Consider the following 21912-nt stretch of genomic DNA (forward strand, 5'->3'; position numbering starts at 1 on the left):
TCATCGGATCACTCCCGCCATGCTCGCCGCGCTGTTGGCGGCCGCAACGATCTGGTCCAGGTCGCCCGGGGTGAGCGAGGGGTGTACGGGAAGGGAGAGCACCTCGGCGGCGGCCTGGTCGGTGACCGGGAGATCGGCGCCCAGGTGCGCGTACGGTTTCAACCGGTGGATGGGTGTCGGGTAGTAGACGGCGCACCCCACACCGGCGGCCTGCAACTCGCGCTGCACCGCGTCCCGTACGGCGGCGCCGCCGGGCACCCGGACCGTGTACTGGTGGTAGACGTGCCGGGCGCCGTCGGCCACCAGCGGGGTGACCAGTCCCCCGGTCAGCCCCGCGTCGAGCGCCTTGGCGTTGGTGCGGCGCTGTTCGGTCCACTCCGGCAGCCGCTCCAGCTGCACCCGTCCGATGGCCGCCGCCACATCGGTCATCCGCATGTTGGCGCCGACGATCTCGTTCTCGTACCGCTGCTCCATGCCCTGGTTGCGCAGCAGCCGCAGGGTGCGGGCCCGCTCCGCGTCGGGGACGACGACCAGCCCGCCCTCCAGGGTGTGCATGTTCTTGGTGGGGTAGAAGCTGAAGCACGCCGCGTCGCCGAAGGCACCCACCGGGCGGCCGTGCAGCGCGGCCGCGTGCGCCTGGCAGGCGTCCTCGACGACCGCCAGCCCGTGCCGCTGCGCGAGCTGGGTCAGCCGGCCCATCGGCGCCGGATGGCCGTACAGATGCACCGGCATCAGCGCGGCCGTCCGCGGACCGACGGCCTCGGCGGCGGCGTCCGGGTCGAGGCAGAAGGTGTCCGGGTCGATCTCCGCGAAGACGGGATCGGCCCCGGCCAGCCGCACCGCGTTGGCCGTCGCGGCGAACGAGAAGGAGGGGACCACCACCTCGTCGCCCGGCCCGATGCCGAGCGCGAGCAGCGCCAGGTGCAGCGCGGAGGTGCCCGAGTTCACGGCGACGCACGGGCGGCCCTCGACCAGCGCCGCGAACTCCTCCTCGAACGCCGCCACTTCCGGGCCCTGCACCACGCGGCCGTCGCGCAGCACCCGCACGGCGGCGGCCACCTCGTCGTCCCCGATCACGGGTTTGGCGGCCGGTACGGTCGGCCTGGCGAGCGTGGGCTCGGCAGCCGGAATGATGTCTTTTCGCAGCCCTTGCATGGCGGATGTGCCCTCCGGTACCCCCGGCAGATTCATCCCTATGTGGACCCTGATTCGACCGCTCTCTTGCATGATTTGCGTACGCATCACCCGGATCGCCTACACAAGCACCCCTGCCGAGGGCTGCGACCTCCACACCGCGTCACCTCATGGGCGTTTCCTCGCGGAGCGTGACGGTGGCCGCTGACGCCTCGTCCCCGCGCGCGGCCTCCTCCACATACCGCGCACCCGTCCGCGGGCACTCCCACTCCCCCGGCCGCCCCGGCAGCGGACGCAGCCGCAGCCCCGCCCGGCCCACCCAGCCGATACGGCGGGCCGGCACCCCCGCGACGAGGGCGAAGTCGGGCACGTCGGCCGTCACCACGGCGCCCGCGGCCACCATCGCCCAGCTGCCGATCCGTACCGGGGCCACACACACCGACCGGGCGCCCAGCGAGGCCCCCTCGGCGACGGTGACGCCCACCGCCTCCCAGTCGCTCGCCTGCTTGAGCGCACCGTGCGGGTCCACCGCCCGCGGGGCCCGGTCGTTGGTGAGCACCACGGCGGGCCCCACGAAGACGCCGTCGCCCAGCACGGCGGGCTCGTAGACGAGGGCGTGGTTCTGCAGTTTGCACCGCGCCCCGATGCGGACGCCCGCACCGACGTAGGCGCCGCGGCCGACCACGCACTCCGCGCCGAGCTGAGCGTTCTCGCGCACCTGTGCGAGCTCCCACACGGTGCTGCCGTCTCCGACGACGGCCTGCTCGGAGACCTGCGCACCGGGCATGGCCCGAAACCCGCCGAGGCGGGTGTGGTGCGGGGGACGGAAGGAAGAGGCGGAAGCCGGGGAGGGAGTGGCCGGAGTGGGGGTGGCGTCGGCGGTGGACATGAGGGCTCGCTTTCTGTCCCGGTGCGGGACGGGCAGGCGGTCACGGGATCCGGGGCGGGCGGACGTACGGGTCCGGGCCGGGCGGCTGTTCGGGGTCCGGAACCGGCGGACGTACGGGTCCGGGACGGGAGAATCGTTCGGGGTCCGAGGCCGAGGATGGCGACGCCCCCGGCGTGTGACGCGACCGGCGCGCCGCGCGCGGCGTGGACTCCGCCCGCTGCCCCGCAGCCCACGTCCGCCAGCCGGGTGAGCGGCACCCGGGCGGCGCGCCGCACCCGAGGGGCCCGGCGGAGCCGGAGGGAAGGTGGCGGTATGTCCAGCTCCGATGAGATCCCCGTCCCCCAACCGGCCGAGGGGCCGCGGGCATTCGGCCTGCCCGGCACGCTGGCCCAGCGCTGGAACGCGCTCGCCGTCGCCGCCTGCGGCGCGGCAGTCCTCGTTCTGGGGTACCGGCACCGCTGGACCAACGACGACGCGCTGATCTACACCCGCACCGTGCGCCAGATCCTCGCCGGCAACGGCCCCGTCTACAACGTCGGCGAGCGGGTCGAGACCTCCACCGGGACCCTGTGGCAATGGCTGCTCGCGGCCGGCAGCACCGTACCCGGAGTGGACGACCCGCTCCGGCTCGCCGTGGCCCTCGGACTGCTGCTCACCGTGGCGGGGTTCCTGCTCGCCCTGGACGGCACCCGCCGTATGATCCGCCTCCGCCACCCCGCCGGCGCCCTGCTGCCCGCGGGCGTACTGGTACTGCTCCCGCTGTGCGCGACCTGGGACTACGCGACCTCCGGACTGGAGACCGGGCTCACCTTCGCCTATCTCGGCGGCTGCTGGTGGCTGCTGGTCCGGGCGCGGGCCGGACTCGACCGGACCGCAACCGCCCGAGCCGCAACCGACCAGGCAACAGGCGACCGGACCACAACCGACCAGGCCGCACCCGACCGGACCGCGCCCGGTGGCCGGGCGCTGCCCGCCATCGCGTTCGCACTCGGTCTGGGCCCGCTCGTGCGGCCGGACCTCACCCTGGTCAGCGCGGTCTTCCTGGCCGCGCTGTGGCTGATGTGGCGCCCCACGCCGCGCACCACCCTCGGCTGGGCCGGCGCGGCCCTGGCGCTGCCCCTCGCGTACGAGCTCTTCCGCGCCGGGTACTACGGCGTACTCGTCCCGCTCCCGGCCATCGCCAAGGAGGCCTCCGGCACCCAGTGGGAGTACGGCTGGGGCTATCTGGTCAACACCCTCCATCCGTACGCCCTGTGGGTACCGCTCGGCCTCCTCGCCGCCTTCGGCCTGCGAGAGCTGGCCCGCCGAGCCCGCGGATGGTCGGCGCAACCGGTACGCACCGCGGACGCCGCCCTGGTCGCGGCCCCCGTGGTGACCGGAGCGCTGTCGGTGCTCTTCGTCGTGAAGGTCGGCGGTGACTTCATGCACGGCCGGATGATCCTGCCCGGACTCTTCCTGATGCTGCTGCCGGCCTTTCTGCTGCCGTACGGACGCGCGGCGGCGGCGCTGGCCTCAGCAGTGGGCGTCTGGGGCCTCGTCTGCCTCCTCGCGTTCCGCCCACCGCTGGAGAGCCCCGACGACGGTCGGATCATCTTCGACTCGCACAGCATCTACCAGCAGGCCCTCGGCGCGCGGCACCCCGTCAGCCAGCACGACCACGTCGCGGCGCCCCGCACCTTCACGAAGGTGGCCCAGCGCGCCGTCCGCGAGGGCGAGCACACCTTGGTGCTGCGGCTGCCCCACGACGCCGGATACCCACTGGTGCGGATGGCGCCGCACGTACGGGCACCGGTGGGCGGCGCGGAGGCACGGCTGGGCCTGGCCGGAGCCGTCCTCCCGCTGGACGGGGTCGTCGTCGACCTGCTCGGCCTCGGCAACCCGCTCGGCGCCCACACCGAACCGACCGCCCACGCCAAGGCCGGACACGAGAAGCCGCTCGACCGCGCATGGGTCGTCGCCGATCTGACGGCACCGGGCACGCCGGTTCCGTCAGGCGTCGACCCGCGCCGGGTGGCGGCCGCCCGCCACGCCCTCACCTGCGGCCCCCTCCCCGACCTCCTCGCCTCCACCCGCGCCCCGCTGACCGCCGACCGCTTCTGGTCCAACCTCACCGGCTCCTGGTCCCGCACCCACCTGCGCATCCCCGCCGACCCCCTGGCCGCCGAACGCCACCTGTGCTGAGACCCGACTCCCCCTGGGCGACCTGTCACTCCGGCGGGAACTCGTACTGCAGTTCGTAGAGATGGCCGGCTTTGGCCATGACGGTCGCCTCGATGGGACGCTCATGATCGCTGTACACGACGCGCAGCGTGCGCAGTACGGGCAGATCACTGGGAAGCCGGAGAGCCCGGTACTGCTCCTGCGTGGGGACTCGCGCGGAGACCCGGTCCACGCTCAGCCGGGCCGGAAATCCGAGCTCGGCGAGGACGGTGGGTGTGCCGCCCTTGATCTTGCGGCGCTCCATCAGCGCCGTCCCGCGGGCGATCTCCAGCGGGTAGTAGGACTTGACCAGTTCGACCGGCTCGTCGTCGATGGTGAGCACTTGGCGGCGGAGCAGGGCAGTACCTTCCTCGGGGAGTTCGAGGGCCGCGACCACATCCGCCGACGGAACGACTTCGGCCACTTCCAGCAACTTGCTGCGCGCTCGCTTGCCGAGCTTCGCCGCCTCGGTGAGCCAGCGGTAGGGCTCTCCGGTCCCCGTCGGCGCCGAGTATGCGGCCGGCCGTATGGTGCGTTGCCGATGTTCGCGTACGGTGACGGCAGCTCCTGGCCGCCCGACGACCAGACGCTCGTCCTTGAGGAGCTGCAGCGCCTTCTGCACGGTCGCGTTCGAGGCTGTGAACCTGGATTTGAGCTGCGCTGTGGACGGCAGCGCGGAGCCCGGGGCCAAGTCCCCGCTCATGATTTCGTCACGCAGGTCTGCGGCAATCCGCTCATGCAGCGAACGACGGTCGTTTGCGTCCGAGTCGACTTTGGGCACGATCATCCGATCCTGAGCTCGTAGCGCAGCCGCTGACGCTGTGACGGCATCGCCATCACGTCGACCTGGATCGGCCGATCCTCCTCGTCCAGCGTCAGCCTTGTCAGCTGCAGGATCGGCTCACCGGTTCCGATCTGCAGCGGTTCCCGTTCTTCCGGACTCGGCATCCGAGCAACCACGTCCTCGCGGACTCGAACACCTTGGTGCCCGAGATCGGCGAGCAGAGCGACCGCCCCACCGGGGATCTTCGCCGTCTCCGCCAGCCGGGTCCCCCGGGCGATATCAGCGGGATAATAGGTATCGGTCAACTCGCACGGCTCGTCATCGAGATACATGATCCTCCGCCGCACGACGACCTCTTGCCCTTCAGGCACACCGAACAGCTCCGCCACGTCGGCCGGCGCCACCACCACTCCGGCGTGGACGATGCGCTGACTGCCCCGACGCCCTTGGGCCGCGGTTTCGGTGGCCCACGCGTCGCGTGCCCCCTCCTTGCCCCGCGCCAGGTACGAGGCCGAGGCACTGACCCAAACGCTGTCGCTCACGGCATCCTCCGCACAGCCGACGTCTCCGAACCTTGCTGCTTTACACAGTAAGCCACTCGGTCACCTCGCCGCATTTCGCGAATAGCAGTAGTGTCGCCGAATGTGGGCCTTGGAAAGGACGGTGGGCAATGCACTGCTTCATGGGGTGCCGCTAGGAAGGGAGTTCTGCGTACGGCTCGACATGGATGGCTCATTGGTTCGGTTGGAGGTCCGGGACAGTGGCGAAGGGCGCCCTGAGGTCCGAACTTCCGGTGCCGACGAGGAGACCGGTCGCGGGCTGCTCCTGGTGGAGGCACTGGCAGATGACTGCGGCGTGACCGAACACGTCGTCGGCAAGTCTGTATGGCTGCATTTCAAGCTCAAGCCCGAACTGGAAGGAGCCGGGTGAATGGAAACCTTCGAACGCGCCCGCCTGGACGCCTACTTCGGTCGGATCGCTGCGCGCTTCAAACCCGCTGAGCGCCCGGCAGCGTTCCTGATCACACATCTGCTCCCGGAGCGCCCTGCGTTCGTACGCAGCGTGGCGAGCGTGACGGATCTGCGAGCTGTGTTGCCCAAGCCGAAGTCCGTACGGGCCGAGGCGCGGCACCAGGTCGAGGCGGAGGGACACTCATGCGACACGCTCTCGCGTGAGCTGTTCTCGGACACCGACCGCGCCGTGCGGTATATCGAGGCGCGCGCCGCAGGTCGCCCCGTCGTGCTGTTCGATGTCGGCGGTTACTTCACCTCGGCCCTCGCCGGGCTGTGTGACCACTTCTCCGGTCGCATCCTGGGCGTGGTCGAGGACACCGAGAACGGACACAAGCGGTACGCAGAACTCGACAAGCTGCCGTGCCCGGTCGTATCAGTGGCGCGCTCGCCCCTCAAGGACCCGGAAGACTTCCTCGTCGGGCAGTCGGTCGTCTTCTCCACCGAGGCCCTGCTGCGCAGCCGCGCCGACATCCTGCACGGTCGCCCGGCCTTGGTGATCGGCTTCGGCAAGTTGGGCAGCTCGATCGCCCGCCTCCTGCACGCCAAGGGCATTCGGGTAACCGTCTACGACATCGACCCCGTGCGCCGTACTCAGGCTCTGTCGCAGGGCTTCGCCGTGGCCCGCGACCGCGCAAGCGGCCTGGAGGACGCTGGGCTCGTACTGTGCGCGACCGGGTCGCTGTCACTGCGCGGCGAGGACTTCCCGCGGCTACGCAACGGCACCTATGTGGCGACCGTGACAAGCAGCGAGGACGAGCTCGAACTCGACGGGTTACCGGAGGTCTACGAGCGCACCCGGACCGGCGAGCACGTCACCCGATACATGACGACCGGCCACTATTTTTACCTGCTCAACGGCGGCAACGCGGTCAACTTCCTGCATGGAGCCAGCGTGGGGCCGTTCATCTTCCTCGTGCAGGCGGAGATCCTGGCTGCTTGCGCCGTGCTCGCCCGCGGCGAGCTGCCCCCTGGCATGCACGAGATCAGCCCTGCCGACCGCGCCGCCATCGCGCCCGAGCATCAGCACGCCGACTTCCGATTCCTCTTCCGCACCTCGGCCGGTGTCGGCGAGCTCCAGACCGAGGAGGTCACCGCAGCAGCCTGGCGCGACGCCGAGACCATCGCGGACGAGACGCTGCGTACCCGGGTCAGGCAGGCTCTGCGCTGACCAGCCGCTTTGCCCGGCACTCCGTCCTTCGACCGCCGGCGGCCTCGTTCCCCGCGCGACTGCGGCCCACGCCCGCCCGCGCCGACCGGGCGGTGTGCACGGCGGGCGGCGCAGCGGGGGGGGACCAGGGCAGGCGGTGACGGCGAAGGGGGCTGTCAGCGGCGGGCGCGGCGGAGGGCGCGGGTCATCACGGGGGGCAGCAGATCGACCGCGAGGCGGCGGGCGGCAGCCGCGCGGGGCGGAGGCTTCCGGACGGCGGCACTCGCGGGAGAGGCGTGGCGCGAGACGGGCAGGGTGGGCGGGTCGGCCTTGCGCGCCCCCACCAGCAGCAGCCGTTGCCCGGCGACCTGCTGCCACTGCAACCAGCATTTGCCGCGTGCCCGCAGCTCCGAGTGGAGCGCGTCCTGCCAGGGGCGCGGGTCGCCCCAGGTGCCGTAGAACTTGTGGCTGGAGACGCACACCGGCCGCAGTCCGCTCTCCAGTACGGCCTGCCAGGTGGCGCAGGCGACACCTGGTGTGTGGTCGGAGCGGTAGTCGTCGAGGACGACGATCCCCTCGGGGCCGAGGGTGTCCCGCGCTGCGGCGATGTCCCCGTGCACATGTTCGTACAGATGTGAGGCGTCGACGTGGACGAAGCGGCAGCTGCCGTCCGCCACCTCGCCGGGCACCGCTGTGGTCGGCGCCTGCAGGATCCGCGGCAGTTCGTCGTGGAACGACAGATAGTTGGCCTCGAAGGCGCGCCGGGTGAGTGTCGAGTAGGAGTGCCGCATCTCGCGCCCGTTGGCCTCGTCGGGTGCGGCGTCGGAGTCGAACAGGTCGCAGACGGTGAACCGTTCTTCCGGAGCGTCCAGGTAAGCGCCCATGAGCACGGCGCTCTTGCCCAGGTAGGCGCCCATCTCCAGCAGGTCGCCGCGGTGCCGGAGGTCCCGCTGCCGGGTCAGGAACCAGTCGAAGAGGACGAGGTCCGTCCGGTAGAACCAGCCGGGCACCTCGTCGAAGGTCCGGGGCTGGGGCAGACCCTGGGTCTCGGCCGGGGGAGCCTGACCGGACGTGGCTGTGGTCGTCATGGGGAGGGGGTCTCCTTGGGACGGGTGCGTGCGTGGGGTCCACGGCCCTGTATAGGGCGCCGGGGCGATCCGGCGCACGCCCCGGCGCCCCCGATCGGCAGAGCTTCGGCGCACCGCCGTCCGGCAGCCATACGGAGTTCAGCCGCCGTTCCGGGCCCCACCCGGCCCGCCGGCCCCGGCCGCCCGGGCCGCCGCCGACCAGCCGCCGACCGCGGGCCGGCCGACCGCCGGAGGCCGGCCACCGGACGCGGACCGGCCGCCCGTCCCGTGCGGCGCCGCCGCCCTGGGCACCCGCTCCCCGGCTGCCGCCGTGTCGTCCGGTGCTTCCTCGTCCGCCCGGCCCGGGCGTCCGCGCAGCCAGCCGGGGAAGGGCGGTTCGACCAGCGGCCACAGCACCTTGCGCACCTGCGGCAGCCCGAGCAGCACGGCGAGCCCGCCCGCCAGCACCGTGGTGCCCACCACGGCCAGCAGGCCCCCGGTGAGCACCGCCTCGTACCCGCCGGCCTTCTCGACGGCCTGGACGACGAGCCCGTGCAGCAGGAACGGGTACAGCGCACAGGCGCCCAGCACGGTGTATCCGGTGCGATGGGCGGGGACGAGCGCGAGGAAGGCGGCGACGAGCACCGCCCCGACGGCGAACAGCGCCAGCCGTACGCCCACGTACAGCAGTGGCCGCAGGCCCAGCTCGTGGGCGCCCGCCTCCATCAGCAGCCACTCGCGGTCCACCCGGGGCGCCGCCCACCAGGCGCCGACCGCGGCGGCGGCCATCACGGGCAGCGCCCATCTGCGCGCGGCGCGGTGCCGCAGCGGGCGCAGCTGATCGCCGCGCAGCCGCAGCCCCAGGACGAACCACGGCCAGTACATCAGCAGCTGGGGCAGCGCGAGCTCCTCCCCCAGATCGGTGAAGCCGGCCGCGACGGACAGCGCCGCGGCGAAGGCCACCGGCCAGCGGACGGCACGCCACAGGGGTGCGGTCAGCCGCCAGACGAACAGTGCCGCCAGGAACCAGCACACGAAGGCGGGCCGGGTGGGGGAGACGGTGAAGGGCCGGTCCCAGAAGAGGGTGTGCATCCCCGCGTAGGCCGCCTCGAAGACGAGATAGGGCACCAGTACATGGGTCAGCAGTCTGCGGACCTGGTCGGGCCGTCCGGTGAAGCTTCGCGACAGGTGGCCGCACAGCAGGACGAGCGCCGGCAGGTGGAAGGAGTACAGCAGCAGGGAGGCGGCCTCGACACCGCGCATCGCGTCGGCGACGGGGGCCCAGTTGTGCCCGAGGACGACGAGCACGACGAGCAGGAACCGCGCGTTGTCCAGGAACGGGTCGCGCATGCCCGCCCGGCCCACCGCCGAGGCTCCGTGCGGTCGGCGCAATCGCGTCCGTCCGCCCGGGAGCGCCCCCGCCGGGAGCTGCGCGCCAGTACGGGCGTCCCCGCGCGTGTCACGCGGGCCTTCCGCCGCCCACGCGTCCCCCGCCGCACCCCGGCGGGCCCGCGGGCGGCGCCGGGTGCCCGAGGAGGGCGGTGCGGAAGCGGGCGCGGGGAGCCCGGAGCCGGGCGGGGGCGTTCCCGCGGGTGCCGCGCCGGGGGCGTCGTCCGCCGTGCCCGCCCCGGCTTCGGGCCCCGCTTCGGTGAGGAACGGCGCAGGCTGCGCGAAGGGCCCCACGGTCGACACCGTCGGGGCCGACCGGGCCGCGGCGAAGTGCTCCGGCGGCGCCCCGCGCGGCGCCGCCGCGGTGGGCGAGGAGGGCCAGGTCGCGGCGCCGTGCGCCGCGCGACCTGGCGTCGCGAAAGGGTCGGTGAAAGGGTCCCAGGCCATCACGCCGTCCTTGGCTCACTCGTTCCGGGCGAGCCCCGCCGGCGCCGCGGCCAGGTGAGGCCCGGCACCGGTGGCTCGATGAGGGGCCGCGCGAGCCGCCGTACGGGCGCGGTCGACAGCAGTACCGCGACGGCGGCTCCACAGGCCGTCAGCAGGGCGGCGCCGAGCGGGCCCAGCGGGCGCAGCGGCGCATCCCAGCCGTAGGCGTGTGCGGCAGTGGTCAGCAGTCCGTGCAGCAGGTACGGGTAGAGCGTCACGGCCCCGAGCGCCGTCAGCCATCGGGCGCGCCGGGGCACCAGGGCGAGGAAGGCGCCGGTCATCAGCGCCGTCACCGCGAACAGGCCGATCCGTACCAGCAGATAGGTCGAGGTCCCCACGCCCAGCTCGGCCTGCCCGTGGCTCATCCACAGCCAGTGCACATCGGTGCCCGGCGCCAGCGCGTACGCCGCGACGCCGCCCGCGACGAGCACCGGCGGCGCGCACCAGCGCAACAGCCCGCTCGTACGCAGCAGCGCGAAGTGGGCCGGCCGCAGGGTCAGTCCGAGCACGAACCACGGCAGGAACATCAGTACGCGGGGCAGGGCCAGATCGTGTCCCACGGTGGAGGTGCCCGCCGCGAGCGAGACGAGTGCGGCCACCGGCAGCGGCCAGGGGATCACCCGCCAGAGCGGCACGGTCAGCCGCCAGACGAAGAGCGCGGCCAGGAACCAGCACACGAACGTGGGTTCGGTCAGGGTGAGCCGGAACGGCTTCCCCCAGGCGGCGGCCTCCACCGCCGCGTAGAGGAGCTCGAAGACGAGGTAGGGCACCAGGACCCCGGCCAGCAGCTTGCGCAGCTGCGCGGGACGCCCGGTGAACCCGCGCGAGAAGTAGCCGCTCAGCAGGATGAAGGCGGGCATGTGGAACGAGGAGATCCACAGGTAGGCGGCCTTGACGGTCCGGGACCCCTCGACGAGCCCCATCGGCCAGGTGTGGCCGACGACCACCAGCACGATCAACAGGAACTTCGCGTTGTCGAGAAACGGATCCCGCGCCGTGCGGTCGGCTCCTTCGGCCTCCCGCCCGGCCACGTCGGAGCCCACGGCGCCCGGCACACCGGGCGCCGCCACGGCCGTCTCGACGTCGCCCCCGGCCCCGGCTCCGGTCCAGGCCCCGGTCCCGGTCCCGGTCCCCGTTCCGCCGTCGGCGCGGAGGCCGGCGGCGTCCGCGGGCAGGTCGCGGTCGGTGTGCTGTTCGGCCTCCGCGGGGTGTCCGGCGGCGGGGGGCGCGGCCGTGCCGTCCGTGGGCGCGTCGGGGCCGCCCGGCGGCAGGTCGGAGCCCTCCGCGGGCACGCCCGTGCCCGCGGGCCGGCTGCTCCCGGTGCCGCCCGGTCCAGCTGGGTCGATGATCTTCGAGGCCATTGATCGGACAGTAAGCGCGGTTTGGCCTCATCTGTTCGCGGCATGCCGCTGCGGGGGCCGAATGAGGGACATACGAGTGTTAAGAACGCATCCTCTCCCCTTTCACACCTCAAATAGTCGGTGGAAAACGGCTGATTTCGGGCAGCACAGTGCAGAAGCGAGCACCAGAGAGAAGGGGAGGCCGCAGATGAAGATCGTATTCCTGCTGGACAATGCCTATGGGATCGGCGGGACGATCAGGTCGACGGTGAACCTTTCCGGAGCGCTTGCCGAACGGCACCAGGTGGAAGTGGTCAGCCTCCGACGGTCACGCCAGGAGCCCGCACTCACTTTCGATCCGCGCGTCACCCTGACCTCCCTCATCGACCTGCGCCGCTCCTCCCCCCACTACGACGGGGACCACCCCGACCACCACCGACGCAGCGAACGCTTCACCGAGGGCCGCGACCACTTCGAACGCGGGATCTCCACCCGGCTGGGCGACCTGCGGATGAAAGAGTTGCTGGAGACTCTGGAGGCGGACGTCGTCATCGGCACCCGGCCGAAGATCAACGACTATCTCGCCGCGTACGGCACCGACCGTTATGTGCGCATCGGGCAGGAACACCTCACCCACACGATGCACAGCGACCACATCCGCACCCACCAGGACGCCGCCCTCGCACACCTGGACGCGTTCGTCACCGTCTCCTACGCGGACGCCGCCGACTACCGCGCCGCACTCCCCGACGTGCGGACCGAGATCGTCTGCGTACCCAACGCGGTACCCGAGCCGCAGGTCGAGCCCTCCGACGGACGGACGAAGCTCATCGTGGCCGCGGGCCGGCTCATCAAGGTCAAGCGGTACGACCGGCTGCTGCGCGCATTCGCGCTCGTCGCGGACAAACACCCCGACTGGTCCCTGCGGCTGTACGGGCGGGGCCCGCAGCAGGACGCGCTGCGGGCCACCCTGGACGGACTCGGCCTCTACGACCGCGCGTTCCTGATGGGCGCCCACTCCCCCATCGAGACGGAGTGGGCGAAGGGCTCCATCGCGGCCGTCTCCTCCGACGCGGAGTCCTTCGGTATGACGCTGGTGGAGGCGATGCACTGCGGCGTCCCGGTCGTCAGCACCGACTGCCCCTACGGACCGGGCGAGATCGTCTCCAACGGCAAGGACGGGCTGCTCGCCCCGCTCGGCGAGCGTGAGGAGACGACCGTACGCGGCTACGCCGACGCCCTTCTGCACCTCATCGAGGACCCGGCCCTCCGCGCCGACATGGGCGCGGCAGCCCTGCGGAAGGCGGCCCGCTACAGCCCCACTCGTATCGCGGGTGAGTACGAGGACCTGATGTCCCGCCTGCTGGCGGGCCGACCGGGTACGGGAGCCACCGCAACCGCCGCCCCGCCCGGGCCCGGACGGACCGGCGCTCCGGACCGTGAGCCCGCTCGGCAGCGTGGGCCGAGTGCGCCGAGTATGCCGAGTACGCCGACTACGCAGTCGCTGTCACGGGGCGGCGGCGCTCCCGTCGCGCGCCGTGGCCCGCGCGCGCGCCTCGTACGGACGGCGCGCCGCCTCGTACCGCGCGCACTCCTACCCGTCCTGCGTCCCCTCGTACGCACCCTGCGGGGCAACCGGTCCGGGGGGCGGCCGGGTGCCGCGACCGGGATGCCGCGCCCGCTCGCCCACGTCCGGGTCGAGCAGGACGGCACGGTGCTGGTGCGACTGCGCGCCGACTCCCTCCCCAGGGGCGCCGCGGTGCTGTCACTGCGCCCCCGGCACCGGGACGGTGCGGAACCGGTCCGCGTCCCGCTGCCCTCCCGCGACCAGGCGGACGCGGACGGCTGGGTCGAACTCCGGCTGGCCCGCACCGAGGTGGAACTGTTCGAGGCGCGGTGGGACGCCTACGTGGAGCGCACCTCGAACGGCGGGAGCAAGCGGGTCAGGGCCCTCATGGTGGAGACGGCACGGTTGCTGTCCATGCCCGCGCCGCTGACCTCGAACGGCACGCTCCAGCCGTGGATCCCGTACGCCACCAGCGACGGCTTCCTCGCCCTTCGCGCCTGGTCCCGTGCCCGGCATGCGGAGGTCACCTCGATCGAACTGGGCGAGCACGGCTACGCACTCACGGCGAGGCTGTACGGGAAGGGACCGGACCTCGCCCTGTCGCGGCGCACCATGGAGCTGTCCGGCGGGCCCGTGCTGATGGCGGTGCCGCGCGACAACCCGCGCCAGGCCTTCGAGTTCCCCGGCCGCCGGGGTGCCGAGGGGGAGAGCCCCACCGTCCACCTTGAGCTGCCCTTCGAACTGCCCGTCGCGTTCGCCGACGGTTCCCCGGAGGGGGTGTGGGACCTTTGGCTGCGCCCCGGCCCGGGGCCCGAGCGGGTGCGGCTGGGGCGGCTGCTGGGGGATCTGGCCGACCGCAAGAAGACGGACGTCACCCCGCAGACGCGGCTGGGCGGCACCGACCGGGCCGTCCAGCTGTACTTCTCCCTCAACAACAACCTCGTCCTCAGCCTGCGGACGCCTACCGCACACCCGACGGAACCCGCCGAACAGCCGGGGCGGGCGGCCACGCCGGACAGCGCCGCCGCACCGGACAGCGCCGCCGCGCCGGACAGTGCCGCTTCCGCCGAGGCGCGGAGCCGTCAGAGCCGCTCGTCCTCCACCAGCGCCTCCGCCGGCGCCTGAGCCTGCCCGGACTCCGCCCCAGGGTCCTGCACGCACTCCGCGGGGGCGGGGCCCGCGCACTCACCCTCCTGCTGTGCGCGGGCGGTACGCATACGGCGTTCGCGGGCCTCGGCCTCCCGCTCCAGGTCCCGCACCGCGCGGTTGAAGCGGACGAGCGAGGGCGGCTCGGCCGGACCGAGCAGCCGCACCTTCAGCGCGGCGCGCGCCGGGGCCAGCGTGTCCTCTTCCGGATGGCGTACGGAACGCAGCAGTTGCGGGATTCCCGAGCCGTCCGGGCCGAGGATGGTCGCCGCGCGGACGGTGGGGCAGGCGGAGCGGAAGCCCGCGTCGTCCATACCGCTGGTGTTCGCCACCGCGTACGGCTTCTCGCTGGTGAGGTAGTCGGAGACGACGGACGAGACGTCCGAGACCAGCACGTCGGCCTCGTTGAAACAGCTGAACAGTCCGGGCCGCGTACCGGTGATGACGCGGTGCTGCCAGGCCGGCTGTGCCGCCCAGTACGTCTCCTCCCACACCCGGAGGGCCTCGGCCGCCGCCTGGGCGCGACCCGGCTCCGGCGCCGGCTGGCGCAGCATCCGCTCCACCTCGTCGGTGTGCCGGCCGAAGTCCACCCGGGTCAGCGCCGCCAGTTCGCGGTCCGCCTGCGCCAGCGCGGCCACCGCCTCCCGGTCCGGCTCCTCGCCGTCCCGCTCGGCGTTGGCCTCCTGGAGCAGTGCGCGGATGCGCAGATCGGCCGCGCCGGCCCGCGGGTCGACGGTGCCGGTCATCGGGTGCGGTTTGTAGAGCAGCCGTACCTTCGGGTCCGCCAGCAGCGCCCTGACGATGTTCTCGCCCGCCATGAGCACGGAGGTGTTGCCGGGGTCGTCGGTGAAGCCCTCCCAGGTGGGGGCGTAGAGCACGGTCAGATATCCGGTGCCGTTGCCCACCGGGCGGGCACCGGCGGGCTGGATGGGGGCGAGCTGCGGGCGGCCGACCTCCACCACATCCTTGTCCTCCACCCCGATGCACGCCCGCGCGTACCGCTCACGCGCCGCCTCACCGGCGACCCACACCTGGTCGTACGCCTTGGCGTAGGGGTTGCAGGAGGCGAGCTTGTCGGACTCGCCGTGGTTGATGAAGGCGTGCTTGAGGGTGGGGATGCGCAGCACCTGGGCCGTCCTGCCGGAGTTGGCCGGGTGCAGCAGCACCTTGAGCGTGGAGTGCTCCAGCCGCATCAGATGCGACACCTTGGGGATGCACACGATCGGGATGTCGGTGGTCTCGATCTTCTGCACCATGAACCGCTCCCGCAGCACGATCAGCGGCCTGCCGTCCAGCTGGGCCAGGGTGCTCAGCCACATGTTCGCCTGGTACGCGGAGGAGGCACCGCCCGAGAAGTACATGCCGACGGTCGGCCTGTACTGCGCCAGCCAGTTGTCCAGCCACGCCACCGCCTCCTCCTCGCCGACCACCCGCTTGCCCGGCAGCAGCCAGGTGGCCAGCCACCCGGTCCCGGCCAGCACCCCGGCACAGCAGCACCAGGCGACGACCAGCGCCCACACCAGATCGCCCGTCACCGCAGCGGCGCACATCGCACCGGTCGTCAGCGCGGAGACGCCCGTCAGCCGCAGCGTCTCCCGTTCGGCGAACAGCGCGGGCGGTGAGGGGGTCAGCCGCAGCGCCGAGGCGTCGATGTTCCGGGTGACCACCGGCAGCCTGCGCCCGCTGCGCACCGCCTCCGCGACCGACTGGCAGCCGAAGTGCACCGTCCAGCACAGCAGCAGGGCACCCAGCAGCAGCGCGCCGGCGCCGCCCGGCCGCAGCACATCCAGCCTGCCCAGACCGCCGAGCAGCAGGGCGTCCCGCACCAGCTGCCGTGCGGGCGGGGTGAGCTGTGCCTGGCGCAGCTCACGTGTCATGCGCCTCGCACGGACGGACAGCAGCGCCTCGGTCAGCAGGCCCAGGCCCGCACCCGCGACGACGAGCGCCACGTGGCGCTGCGCGATGCCCAGCATCTGGAGCAGGTAGCCGACGGTGAGCAGCAGCAACGCGCCGGCCGCGCTGGTCCTGGACCGGACCAGCGCGGCACGGCGTTGACGCCCCAGCACGTCGTCCACCAGCGCACCCACCCTTTGACGGTAGGCAGCACCCGGCGGCACGTCGCGCCGCGCAGGGCCGAACGTGTCACCGCCGTTGTGGCTTTGGGGGCACCTCCCGGCCGGAGGCTGGGGGAGCAGTTCCCCGCGCCCCTTATGGGGCAGCCCCCATTGCCGGGCACCCGGAATGAGGCCTCAGCGGTTGCTGCGCAGCAATGTGCGCATCGTCCGCATCGCCACCGACAGGTTCGCCAGGTCGAACGTCTCCGAGGCCTGGATCTCGTCCAGCGTGGCCCGGGCACGGACGAGGATCGCGTGGTTCTTCTCCTCCCACGCCTCGTACCGCTGCTCCGCCGTCGCGGCACCGTCACCGGCCGCCAGCACATCGGCCGTCAGCAGCTGGTGCGCCGCGTAGAGGTCCTCACGAATGGAGGAGCGGGCCATCGACTGCCAGCGGTCGGCACGCGGCAGCTCGCTGACGCGCCCCTGCAGCTGGGTGATGCCCAGCCGGTCGGCCAGATCGAAGTAGACCTCGGCGACATCCATCAGGTCCGTGTCGGTACGGCCCTCGACGGCCACCACGTCGAGCGCGGAGAACGCCGCCGCCGAGCCGGCGATACGCAGCGCCAGGTCCGCGGGGACACCCGCACCCGACAGCTTGTCGTAGACCCGCTGGTGCCACTTGAGGTCGTCGCCCTTGAGCAGCTTGGGCAGCTCGGCCCAGACCGTCTCGACCCGGTCGGCGAACAGCTCGATGGTCTCCGCCAGCGCCAGCGGCTGCGGACGGTTGTTGAGCAGCCAGCGGGTGCCGCGCTCGACGAGCTGCCGGGAGCGCAGCCGGATGTCGGTCAGCACCCCGGCCGCCACCTTGTTGTCCAGCGACTCGACCTCGTCCCAGATGTCACCGAGCCGGAAGATGGCCCGCGCGGCGGTGTGGGCGCGCACGATCTCCTCCGTGGAGGCGCCGGACTCCTCCATCATGCGGTGCACGAAGGTCGAGCCGGAGACATTGACCGTGTCGTTGACCAGCAGCGTGGTGATGATCTCGCGGCGCAGTGCGTGGTTGGCGATCTGCTGGCCGAACCGCTCGCGCAGCGCCTCGGGGAAGTAGGCGTACAGCAGCCGTTCGAGGTAGGGGTCGTCCGGCAGCGAGGTGCTGATCAGCTCGCCGGTGATATTGATCTTGGTGTAGGCGAGCATCACGGCGATCTCCGGCTGGGTCAGCCCCTGGCCGTTGCCGCGCCGCTCCCGGATCTGCCGGTCCGAGGGCAGGAACTCCAGCGCCCGGTCCAGCTTGCCCTCCTTGGCCAGTCGGCGCATCTGCCGCTGGCTGGCCAGCAGCAGGCTGGGGGCCTGGGCGAGCGAGTTGGCAAGCGCCGCGTTCTGCGCGTAGTTGTTGCGCAGCACCAGCTCGCCGACCTCGTCGGTCATCTCGGCCAGCAGGGCGTTGCGCTGCTTGACGGTCATGTCGCCGTCCGACACCACGGAGTTCAGCAGGATCTTGATGTTCACCTCGTGGTCGGAGGTGTCCACACCGGCGCTGTTGTCGATCGCGTCGGTGTTGATCCGGCCGCCGTTGAGGGCGAACTCGATACGGCCGAGCTGGGTGCAGCCGAGGTTGCCGCCCTCACCGACGACCTTGACCCGCAGGTCCTGGCCGTCCACCCGGATCGCGTCGTTGGCCTTGTCACCGACGTCCGCGTTGCTCTCCGTCGACGCCTTGACGTAGGTACCGATGCCGCCGTTCCACAGCAGGTCGACGGGGGCGCTCAGAATGGCGCGCATCAGCTCGGCGGGGGTCATCTTGGTGACGCCCGCCTCGATGCCCAGCGCCTCGCGCACCTGCGGGGTGATCGGCACCGACTTGGCGCTGCGCGGGTGGATGCCGCCGCCGGCCGAGATCAGTTTGGCGTCGTACTCCGCCCACGAGGAGCGGGACATCTCGAACAGCCGACGGCGCTCGGCGTAGGAGGTGGCCGCGTCCGGGTCGGGGTCGAGGAAGATGTGCCGGTGGTCGAAGGCGGCCACCAGCCGGATGTGCTCGGAGAGCAGCATGCCGTTGCCGAACACGTCGCCCGACATGTCACCGACACCGACGACGGTGAACTCCTGCGTCTGGGTGTCGTGGCCCAGCTCGCGGAAGTGCCGCTTGACCGACTCCCAGGCGCCCCGGGCGGTGATGCCCATGCCCTTGTGGTCGTAGCCGGCCGAGCCGCCGGAGGCGAAGGCGTCGCCCAGCCAGTAACCGTAGGAGACGGCGACCTCGTTGGCGATGTCGGAGAAGGTGGCGGTGCCCTTGTCGGCCGCGACGACGAGGTAGGTGTCGTCCTCGTCGTGCCGCACCACGTCCTTGGGGTGCTCGACCTCACCGGCGACCAGGTTGTCGGTGACATCCAGCAGCCCGGAGATGAACGTCTTGTAGCAGGCGATGCCCTCGGCCTGCCAGGCGTCGCGGTCGGCGGCCGGGTCCGGCAGCTGCTTGCCGACGAAGCCGCCCTTGGCGCCCACCGGCACGATGACGGTGTTCTTGACCTCCTGCGCCTTGACCAGGCCCAGGATCTCCGTACGGAAGTCCTCGCGCCGGTCGGACCAGCGCAGACCGCCGCGCGCCACCTTGCCGAACCGCAGGTGGACGCCCTCCACGCGCGGCGAGTACACCCAGATCTCGTACTTGGGGCGCGGCGCGGGCAGGTCCGGGATCGCCTGCGGGTCCAGCTTCATCGACACATAAGTGTGCGGCTCGCCGTCGCTGCCCCGCTGGAAGTAGTTGGTGCGCAAGGTGGCGTTGATGACGGTGAGGAAGGAGCGCAGGATGCGGTCCTCGTCCAGGCTCGCCACCTGGTCCAGCGCGCCGTTCAGCTCCTCCAGGATGCCGTCCGTCAGCTCGTGACCCGCCCACCTGCGTGCCGGGTCCAGCCGGGCCTCGAACAGATTGACCAGCAGCCGGGTGGTGTGCACGTTCCCGCGCAGCGTGTCCTCGATGTAGGACTGGCTGAAGGTCGCGCCCGCCTGCCGCAGGTACTTCGCGTACGCGCGCAGCACCATCGCCTGCCGCCAGGTCAGCCCCGCGGAGAGCACCAGCGCGTTCAGCCCGTCGTTCTCCGCCCGGCCCGTCCACACCGCGGCGAAGGCCTCCTGGAAGCGCTCGCGCGTCTCCTCCTCCAGCCCGCGCATGGCCTCCGGCATCCGCAGCCCGAAGTCGTAGATCCAGGCGTGCGAGCGGTCGGCGCAGCGCAGCTCGTACGGCCGCTCGTCCACCACCTCGACACCCATCGCCTGCAGTCCCGGCAGCACGGCCGAGAGGGAGACGGGGCTACCGGTCCGGTACATCTTGAAGCGGCGCTCACCCGGTCCCGCGCCGACCGGCTCGTACAGGCTCAGCGAGAAGTCGTTCTCCTTGCCTCCTTGCACCAGCTGTTCCAGGTGCTGGAGGTCGGCGACCGCGGCGCGCGGCGGGAAGTCGGCCTTGTAGCCCTCGGGGAAGGCATGCCCGTACTTCTGCGCCAGCTCGGCGGCCTGCTCCTCCCCGCACTCGGCGACCAGCGCCTCGCTGAAGCCGTCCGCCCACGAGCGCGCCGCCTCGGCCAGCCGGGCCTCGATCCGCTCGATCTCCGCGTCCGTCAGCTCCGCGAGCTGGGCGCCGGGCTTCACCCGGATGACGAAGTGCAGCCGGGAGAGCACCGACTCGGTGTTCCACGCGGTGAAGTCGACGCTGGTGCCGCCCAGTTCCTCGGTGAGGATCTCCGTCAGCCGCAGCCGCACCGCCGTCGTGTAGCGGTCGCGGGGCAGGTAGACCAGCGCCGAGTAGTACCGGCCGTACTCGTCCTTGCGCAGGTAGAGCCGCAGCTTGCGGCGCTCCTGGAGGTAGAGGACGGAGGTGACGATGGACCGCAGTTCCTCGACCGAGGTCTGGAACAGCTCGTCGCGCGGGTAGGTCTCCAGGATCTGCAGCAGGTCGCGCCCGGCGTGGCTGTCGGGCGTGAACCCCGCGCTCTCCAGCACATCGGCGACCTTGCGCCGCACCACCGGGACCCGGCGCACCGACTCGGTGTAGGCGGCGGACGAGAACAGTCCCAGGAAGCGGCGCTCCCCGATCACGTTCCCCGCCTCGTCGAACTTCTTGACTCCGACGTAGTCCAGGTACGACGAGCGGTGAACGGTCGCCCGGCTGTTCGCCTTGGTGAGCACCAGCAGCCGGTGCTCACGCGCCTTGGCCCGGGCGTCGGCGGGCAGTCGGTTGAAGGACGGCGAGACCGGGTGGCTCTCGTCCGTGCTGCGCCGCGGATCGGCGCGCAGGATGCCCAGTCCGGTGCCCGGCAGCGGGGCGAGGCTCAGCTCCTCGCCTTCCTCGGCGTCGGTGCCCTCCTTCGCCTTGCCGCCTCGCCTGCCCGATCCCTTGCCGCCTTCCTTGCCGGTGCCGGTGCCGTCGACGTCCAGCTCGTACTCGCGGTAGCCGAGGAAGGTGAAGTGGTCGTCGGCCAGCCAGCGCAGCAGCTCCCGGGCCTCCTCGATCTCCTCCTGGGGGAGCTCGTCGGCGGGCTCGTCGGGCAGCTCGTCGGCGATCCGGAGGGCCGCGCCGCGCATCTTCTGCCAGTCCTCGACGGCCTCCCGCACATCGGAGAGGATCCGGCGCAGATCGGCGGCGATCTCCTTGAGGTCCTCGCGGTCGGTCTCGCGGTCGATCTCGACGTGGATCCAGGACTCGACCACCGCGTCGTGCGGCAGCTTCCCGCCCGCGGTCTGTCGGCCCTTGCCCCTCTTCCCGGGCCTGGCCTTCCCGCCCTCGGTGGCCGGTGTGTCCGGCAGCTGGGTGTCCGGCACCTGTGCGTCGTCCCGGCCGACGGAGAGCACTTCCAGCAGCTTCCCGGTCAGATCCCGGCGGACCACCATCTGCGGGTGGATCACCGCATGGATGCCGCGGCCCTGCCGGGAGAGCTCATTGGTGACCGAGTCGACCAGGAACGGCATGTCGTCGGTGACGACCTCGACCACCGAGTGCGTGCACGACCAGCCGTTCTCGTCGATCGACGGCGAGTACACGCGAACGTTGGCCGTGCCCTGCGGCCGCTCCTCGGCCAGACGGTAGTGGGCGAGCGCACCTCCGAGGATGTCGACCGGATCGCGGTCGGCCAGGTCCTCCGGCGCCGTGTGCAGGTAGTACCGCTGGAGATACGCGCCAAGGGCTCCGTCCTGGGGGCCGTCGGGCCCCTGGACCGGGTGGCGCCCCTGGGCCGGGCTCTGTTCAGCCACCCGGGCGGCTTCCGCCAGCCGCTCGGCTTTTGCTTCATCCAGCTTGCTCTGCATGTCCTCTGACTCCTGTCGCGCGCCGTTGCGTGACGTCGGGAAAATGAAGGCACGGCACCGGAATGAGACGGGGTGTCCGCTCGGGTCCGCTGCCGTGCCGGAAGAGACGACCAGCGGCGCCCGGCCCGCGATGCGGGGGGCGCTGTACGGAGGGGCGCCCGAGGGCAGATCCTCCGGTGGATATCGCGCTGATCACGTAGGTAAGGCTATCGCTCCCGGGCCCCGGCGCGTCATGGGCCTCATTTGTACAGATAGCGAGCACACCGAGATCATCTTCGCCGATCCGGCCACCTGGGGAAGGGCCGGGGAAACTCTTGGCAAAGCGGGATCCGGGGGCACGTCGACACAGACGGCACCGGCCCCCCGCGCGGTTCCCCGCGGAGAGCCGCGCGG

13 protein-coding genes are annotated in these 21912 nt (G+C 72.0%); 4 read left to right on the forward strand and 9 right to left on the reverse strand.

Translation table 11 applies throughout. The annotated features are described in order from the left end of the window. Positions 1-1155 carry a DegT/DnrJ/EryC1/StrS family aminotransferase gene (locus JW613_RS28115; protein ID WP_209213679.1) on the reverse strand — a complete coding sequence of 385 codons (1155 nt, stop codon included), beginning with the start codon at positions 1153-1155 and terminating at the stop codon, positions 1-3. Between the two features lie 142 nt (positions 1156-1297). Beyond that, positions 1298-1921, reverse strand: coding sequence for an acyltransferase (locus JW613_RS28120; RefSeq protein ID WP_245226424.1), 624 nt, complete (start codon positions 1919-1921; stop codon positions 1298-1300). Positions 1922-2335: 414 nt separating this feature from the next. On the opposite strand from JW613_RS28120, the gene JW613_RS28125 reads away from it, so the two are divergent. Next, positions 2336-4204, forward strand: coding sequence for an arabinofuranosyltransferase AftB family protein (locus tag JW613_RS28125; protein WP_209213681.1), 1869 nt, complete (start codon positions 2336-2338; stop codon positions 4202-4204). A gap of 25 nt (positions 4205-4229) precedes the next feature. On the opposite strand, the gene JW613_RS28130 is transcribed toward JW613_RS28125, so the two are convergent. After that, on the reverse strand, positions 4230-5009 hold the full coding sequence (locus JW613_RS28130; protein ID WP_209213682.1) for a GntR family transcriptional regulator: 780 nt from the start codon (positions 5007-5009) through the stop codon (positions 4230-4232). After that, positions 5006-5548: a GntR family transcriptional regulator gene (locus JW613_RS28135; RefSeq protein ID WP_209213683.1), complete on the reverse strand. Its 543-nt coding sequence runs from the start codon at positions 5546-5548 to the stop codon at positions 5006-5008. The genes JW613_RS28130 and JW613_RS28135 overlap by 4 nt, the downstream gene beginning before the upstream one ends. Positions 5549-5669: 121 nt before the next feature. Here JW613_RS28135 and JW613_RS28140 point away from each other — a divergent pair, with 121 nt between their 5' ends. Both JW613_RS28140 and JW613_RS28145 read left to right on the forward strand, forming a co-directional pair. Next, positions 5670-5936, forward strand: coding sequence for an ATP-binding protein (locus JW613_RS28140; RefSeq protein WP_307866071.1), 267 nt, complete (start codon positions 5670-5672; stop codon positions 5934-5936). Beyond that, positions 5937-7187 (forward strand): NAD(P)-binding domain-containing protein, encoded by a 1251-nt coding sequence (locus JW613_RS28145; RefSeq protein ID WP_209213685.1) that lies wholly within the window; start codon positions 5937-5939, stop codon positions 7185-7187. A 155-nt stretch (positions 7188-7342) separates the two neighbouring features. Here JW613_RS28145 and JW613_RS28150 read toward each other — a convergent pair whose 3' ends face one another. The 3 genes from JW613_RS28150 to JW613_RS28160 form a co-directional block, all read right to left on the reverse strand. After that, positions 7343-8254 carry a class I SAM-dependent methyltransferase gene (locus JW613_RS28150; protein WP_209213686.1) on the reverse strand — a complete coding sequence of 304 codons (912 nt, stop codon included), beginning with the start codon at positions 8252-8254 and terminating at the stop codon, positions 7343-7345. Between the two features lie 138 nt (positions 8255-8392). Continuing rightward, the gene (locus tag JW613_RS28155) at positions 8393-10069 is read right to left on the reverse strand and encodes an acyltransferase family protein (protein WP_245226406.1); all 1677 of its coding nucleotides are present in this window, start codon (positions 10067-10069) and stop codon (positions 8393-8395) included. Next, positions 10069-11469, reverse strand: a complete 1401-nt coding sequence (locus tag JW613_RS28160) for an acyltransferase family protein (protein ID WP_209213687.1) — start codon at positions 11467-11469, stop codon at positions 10069-10071. Before JW613_RS28160 ends, JW613_RS28155 begins: the two co-directional genes overlap by 1 nt. A gap of 187 nt (positions 11470-11656) precedes the next feature. Between JW613_RS28160 and JW613_RS28165 the strand changes: the two genes are divergently transcribed. Next, positions 11657-14140: a glycosyltransferase gene (locus tag JW613_RS28165; RefSeq protein ID WP_209213688.1), complete on the forward strand. Its 2484-nt coding sequence runs from the start codon at positions 11657-11659 to the stop codon at positions 14138-14140. Here JW613_RS28165 and JW613_RS28170 read toward each other — a convergent pair. Together JW613_RS28170 and JW613_RS28175 are read right to left on the reverse strand one after the other, a co-directional pair. Next, the gene (locus tag JW613_RS28170) at positions 14098-16134 is read right to left on the reverse strand and encodes a hypothetical protein (RefSeq protein WP_372448011.1); all 2037 of its coding nucleotides are present in this window, start codon (positions 16132-16134) and stop codon (positions 14098-14100) included. The genes JW613_RS28165 and JW613_RS28170 overlap by 43 nt on opposite strands. Before the next feature lie 276 nt (positions 16135-16410). Beyond that, complete coding sequence (locus JW613_RS28175; RefSeq protein WP_209213689.1) at positions 16411-21519, reverse strand: NAD-glutamate dehydrogenase; 5109 nt, start codon at positions 21517-21519, stop codon at positions 16411-16413. Positions 21520-21912 lie beyond the last annotated feature (393 nt).

This window comes from Streptomyces smyrnaeus, from assembly GCF_017676345.1.
GTDB classification, from domain to species: Bacteria; Actinomycetota; Actinomycetes; order Streptomycetales; family Streptomycetaceae; genus Streptomyces; species Streptomyces smyrnaeus.

What these genes read in the sequence shown, in the direction of transcription:
- JW613_RS28165 (WP_209213688.1), top strand. Translation starts at nt 11,657, where the DNA reads ATGAAGATCGTATTCCTGCTGGACAATGCCTATGGGATCGGCGGGACG.
- JW613_RS28155 (WP_245226406.1), bottom strand. Translation starts at nt 10,069, where the DNA reads ATGGCCTGGGACCCTTTCACCGACCCTTTCGCGACGCCAGGTCGCGCG.
- JW613_RS28125 (WP_209213681.1), top strand. Translation starts at nt 2,336, where the DNA reads ATGTCCAGCTCCGATGAGATCCCCGTCCCCCAACCGGCCGAGGGGCCG.
- JW613_RS28130 (WP_209213682.1), bottom strand. Translation starts at nt 5,009, where the DNA reads ATGATCGTGCCCAAAGTCGACTCGGACGCAAACGACCGTCGTTCGCTG.
- JW613_RS28175 (WP_209213689.1), bottom strand. Translation starts at nt 21,519, where the DNA reads ATGCAGAGCAAGCTGGATGAAGCAAAAGCCGAGCGGCTGGCGGAAGCC.
- JW613_RS28145 (WP_209213685.1), top strand. Translation starts at nt 5,937, where the DNA reads ATGGAAACCTTCGAACGCGCCCGCCTGGACGCCTACTTCGGTCGGATC.
- JW613_RS28115 (WP_209213679.1), bottom strand. Translation starts at nt 1,155, where the DNA reads ATGCAAGGGCTGCGAAAAGACATCATTCCGGCTGCCGAGCCCACGCTC.
- JW613_RS28150 (WP_209213686.1), bottom strand. Translation starts at nt 8,254, where the DNA reads ATGACGACCACAGCCACGTCCGGTCAGGCTCCCCCGGCCGAGACCCAG.
- JW613_RS28120 (WP_245226424.1), bottom strand. Translation starts at nt 1,921, where the DNA reads ATGCCCGGTGCGCAGGTCTCCGAGCAGGCCGTCGTCGGAGACGGCAGC.
- JW613_RS28170 (WP_372448011.1), bottom strand. Translation starts at nt 16,134, where the DNA reads ATGCTGGGCATCGCGCAGCGCCACGTGGCGCTCGTCGTCGCGGGTGCG.
- JW613_RS28160 (WP_209213687.1), bottom strand. Translation starts at nt 11,469, where the DNA reads ATGGCCTCGAAGATCATCGACCCAGCTGGACCGGGCGGCACCGGGAGC.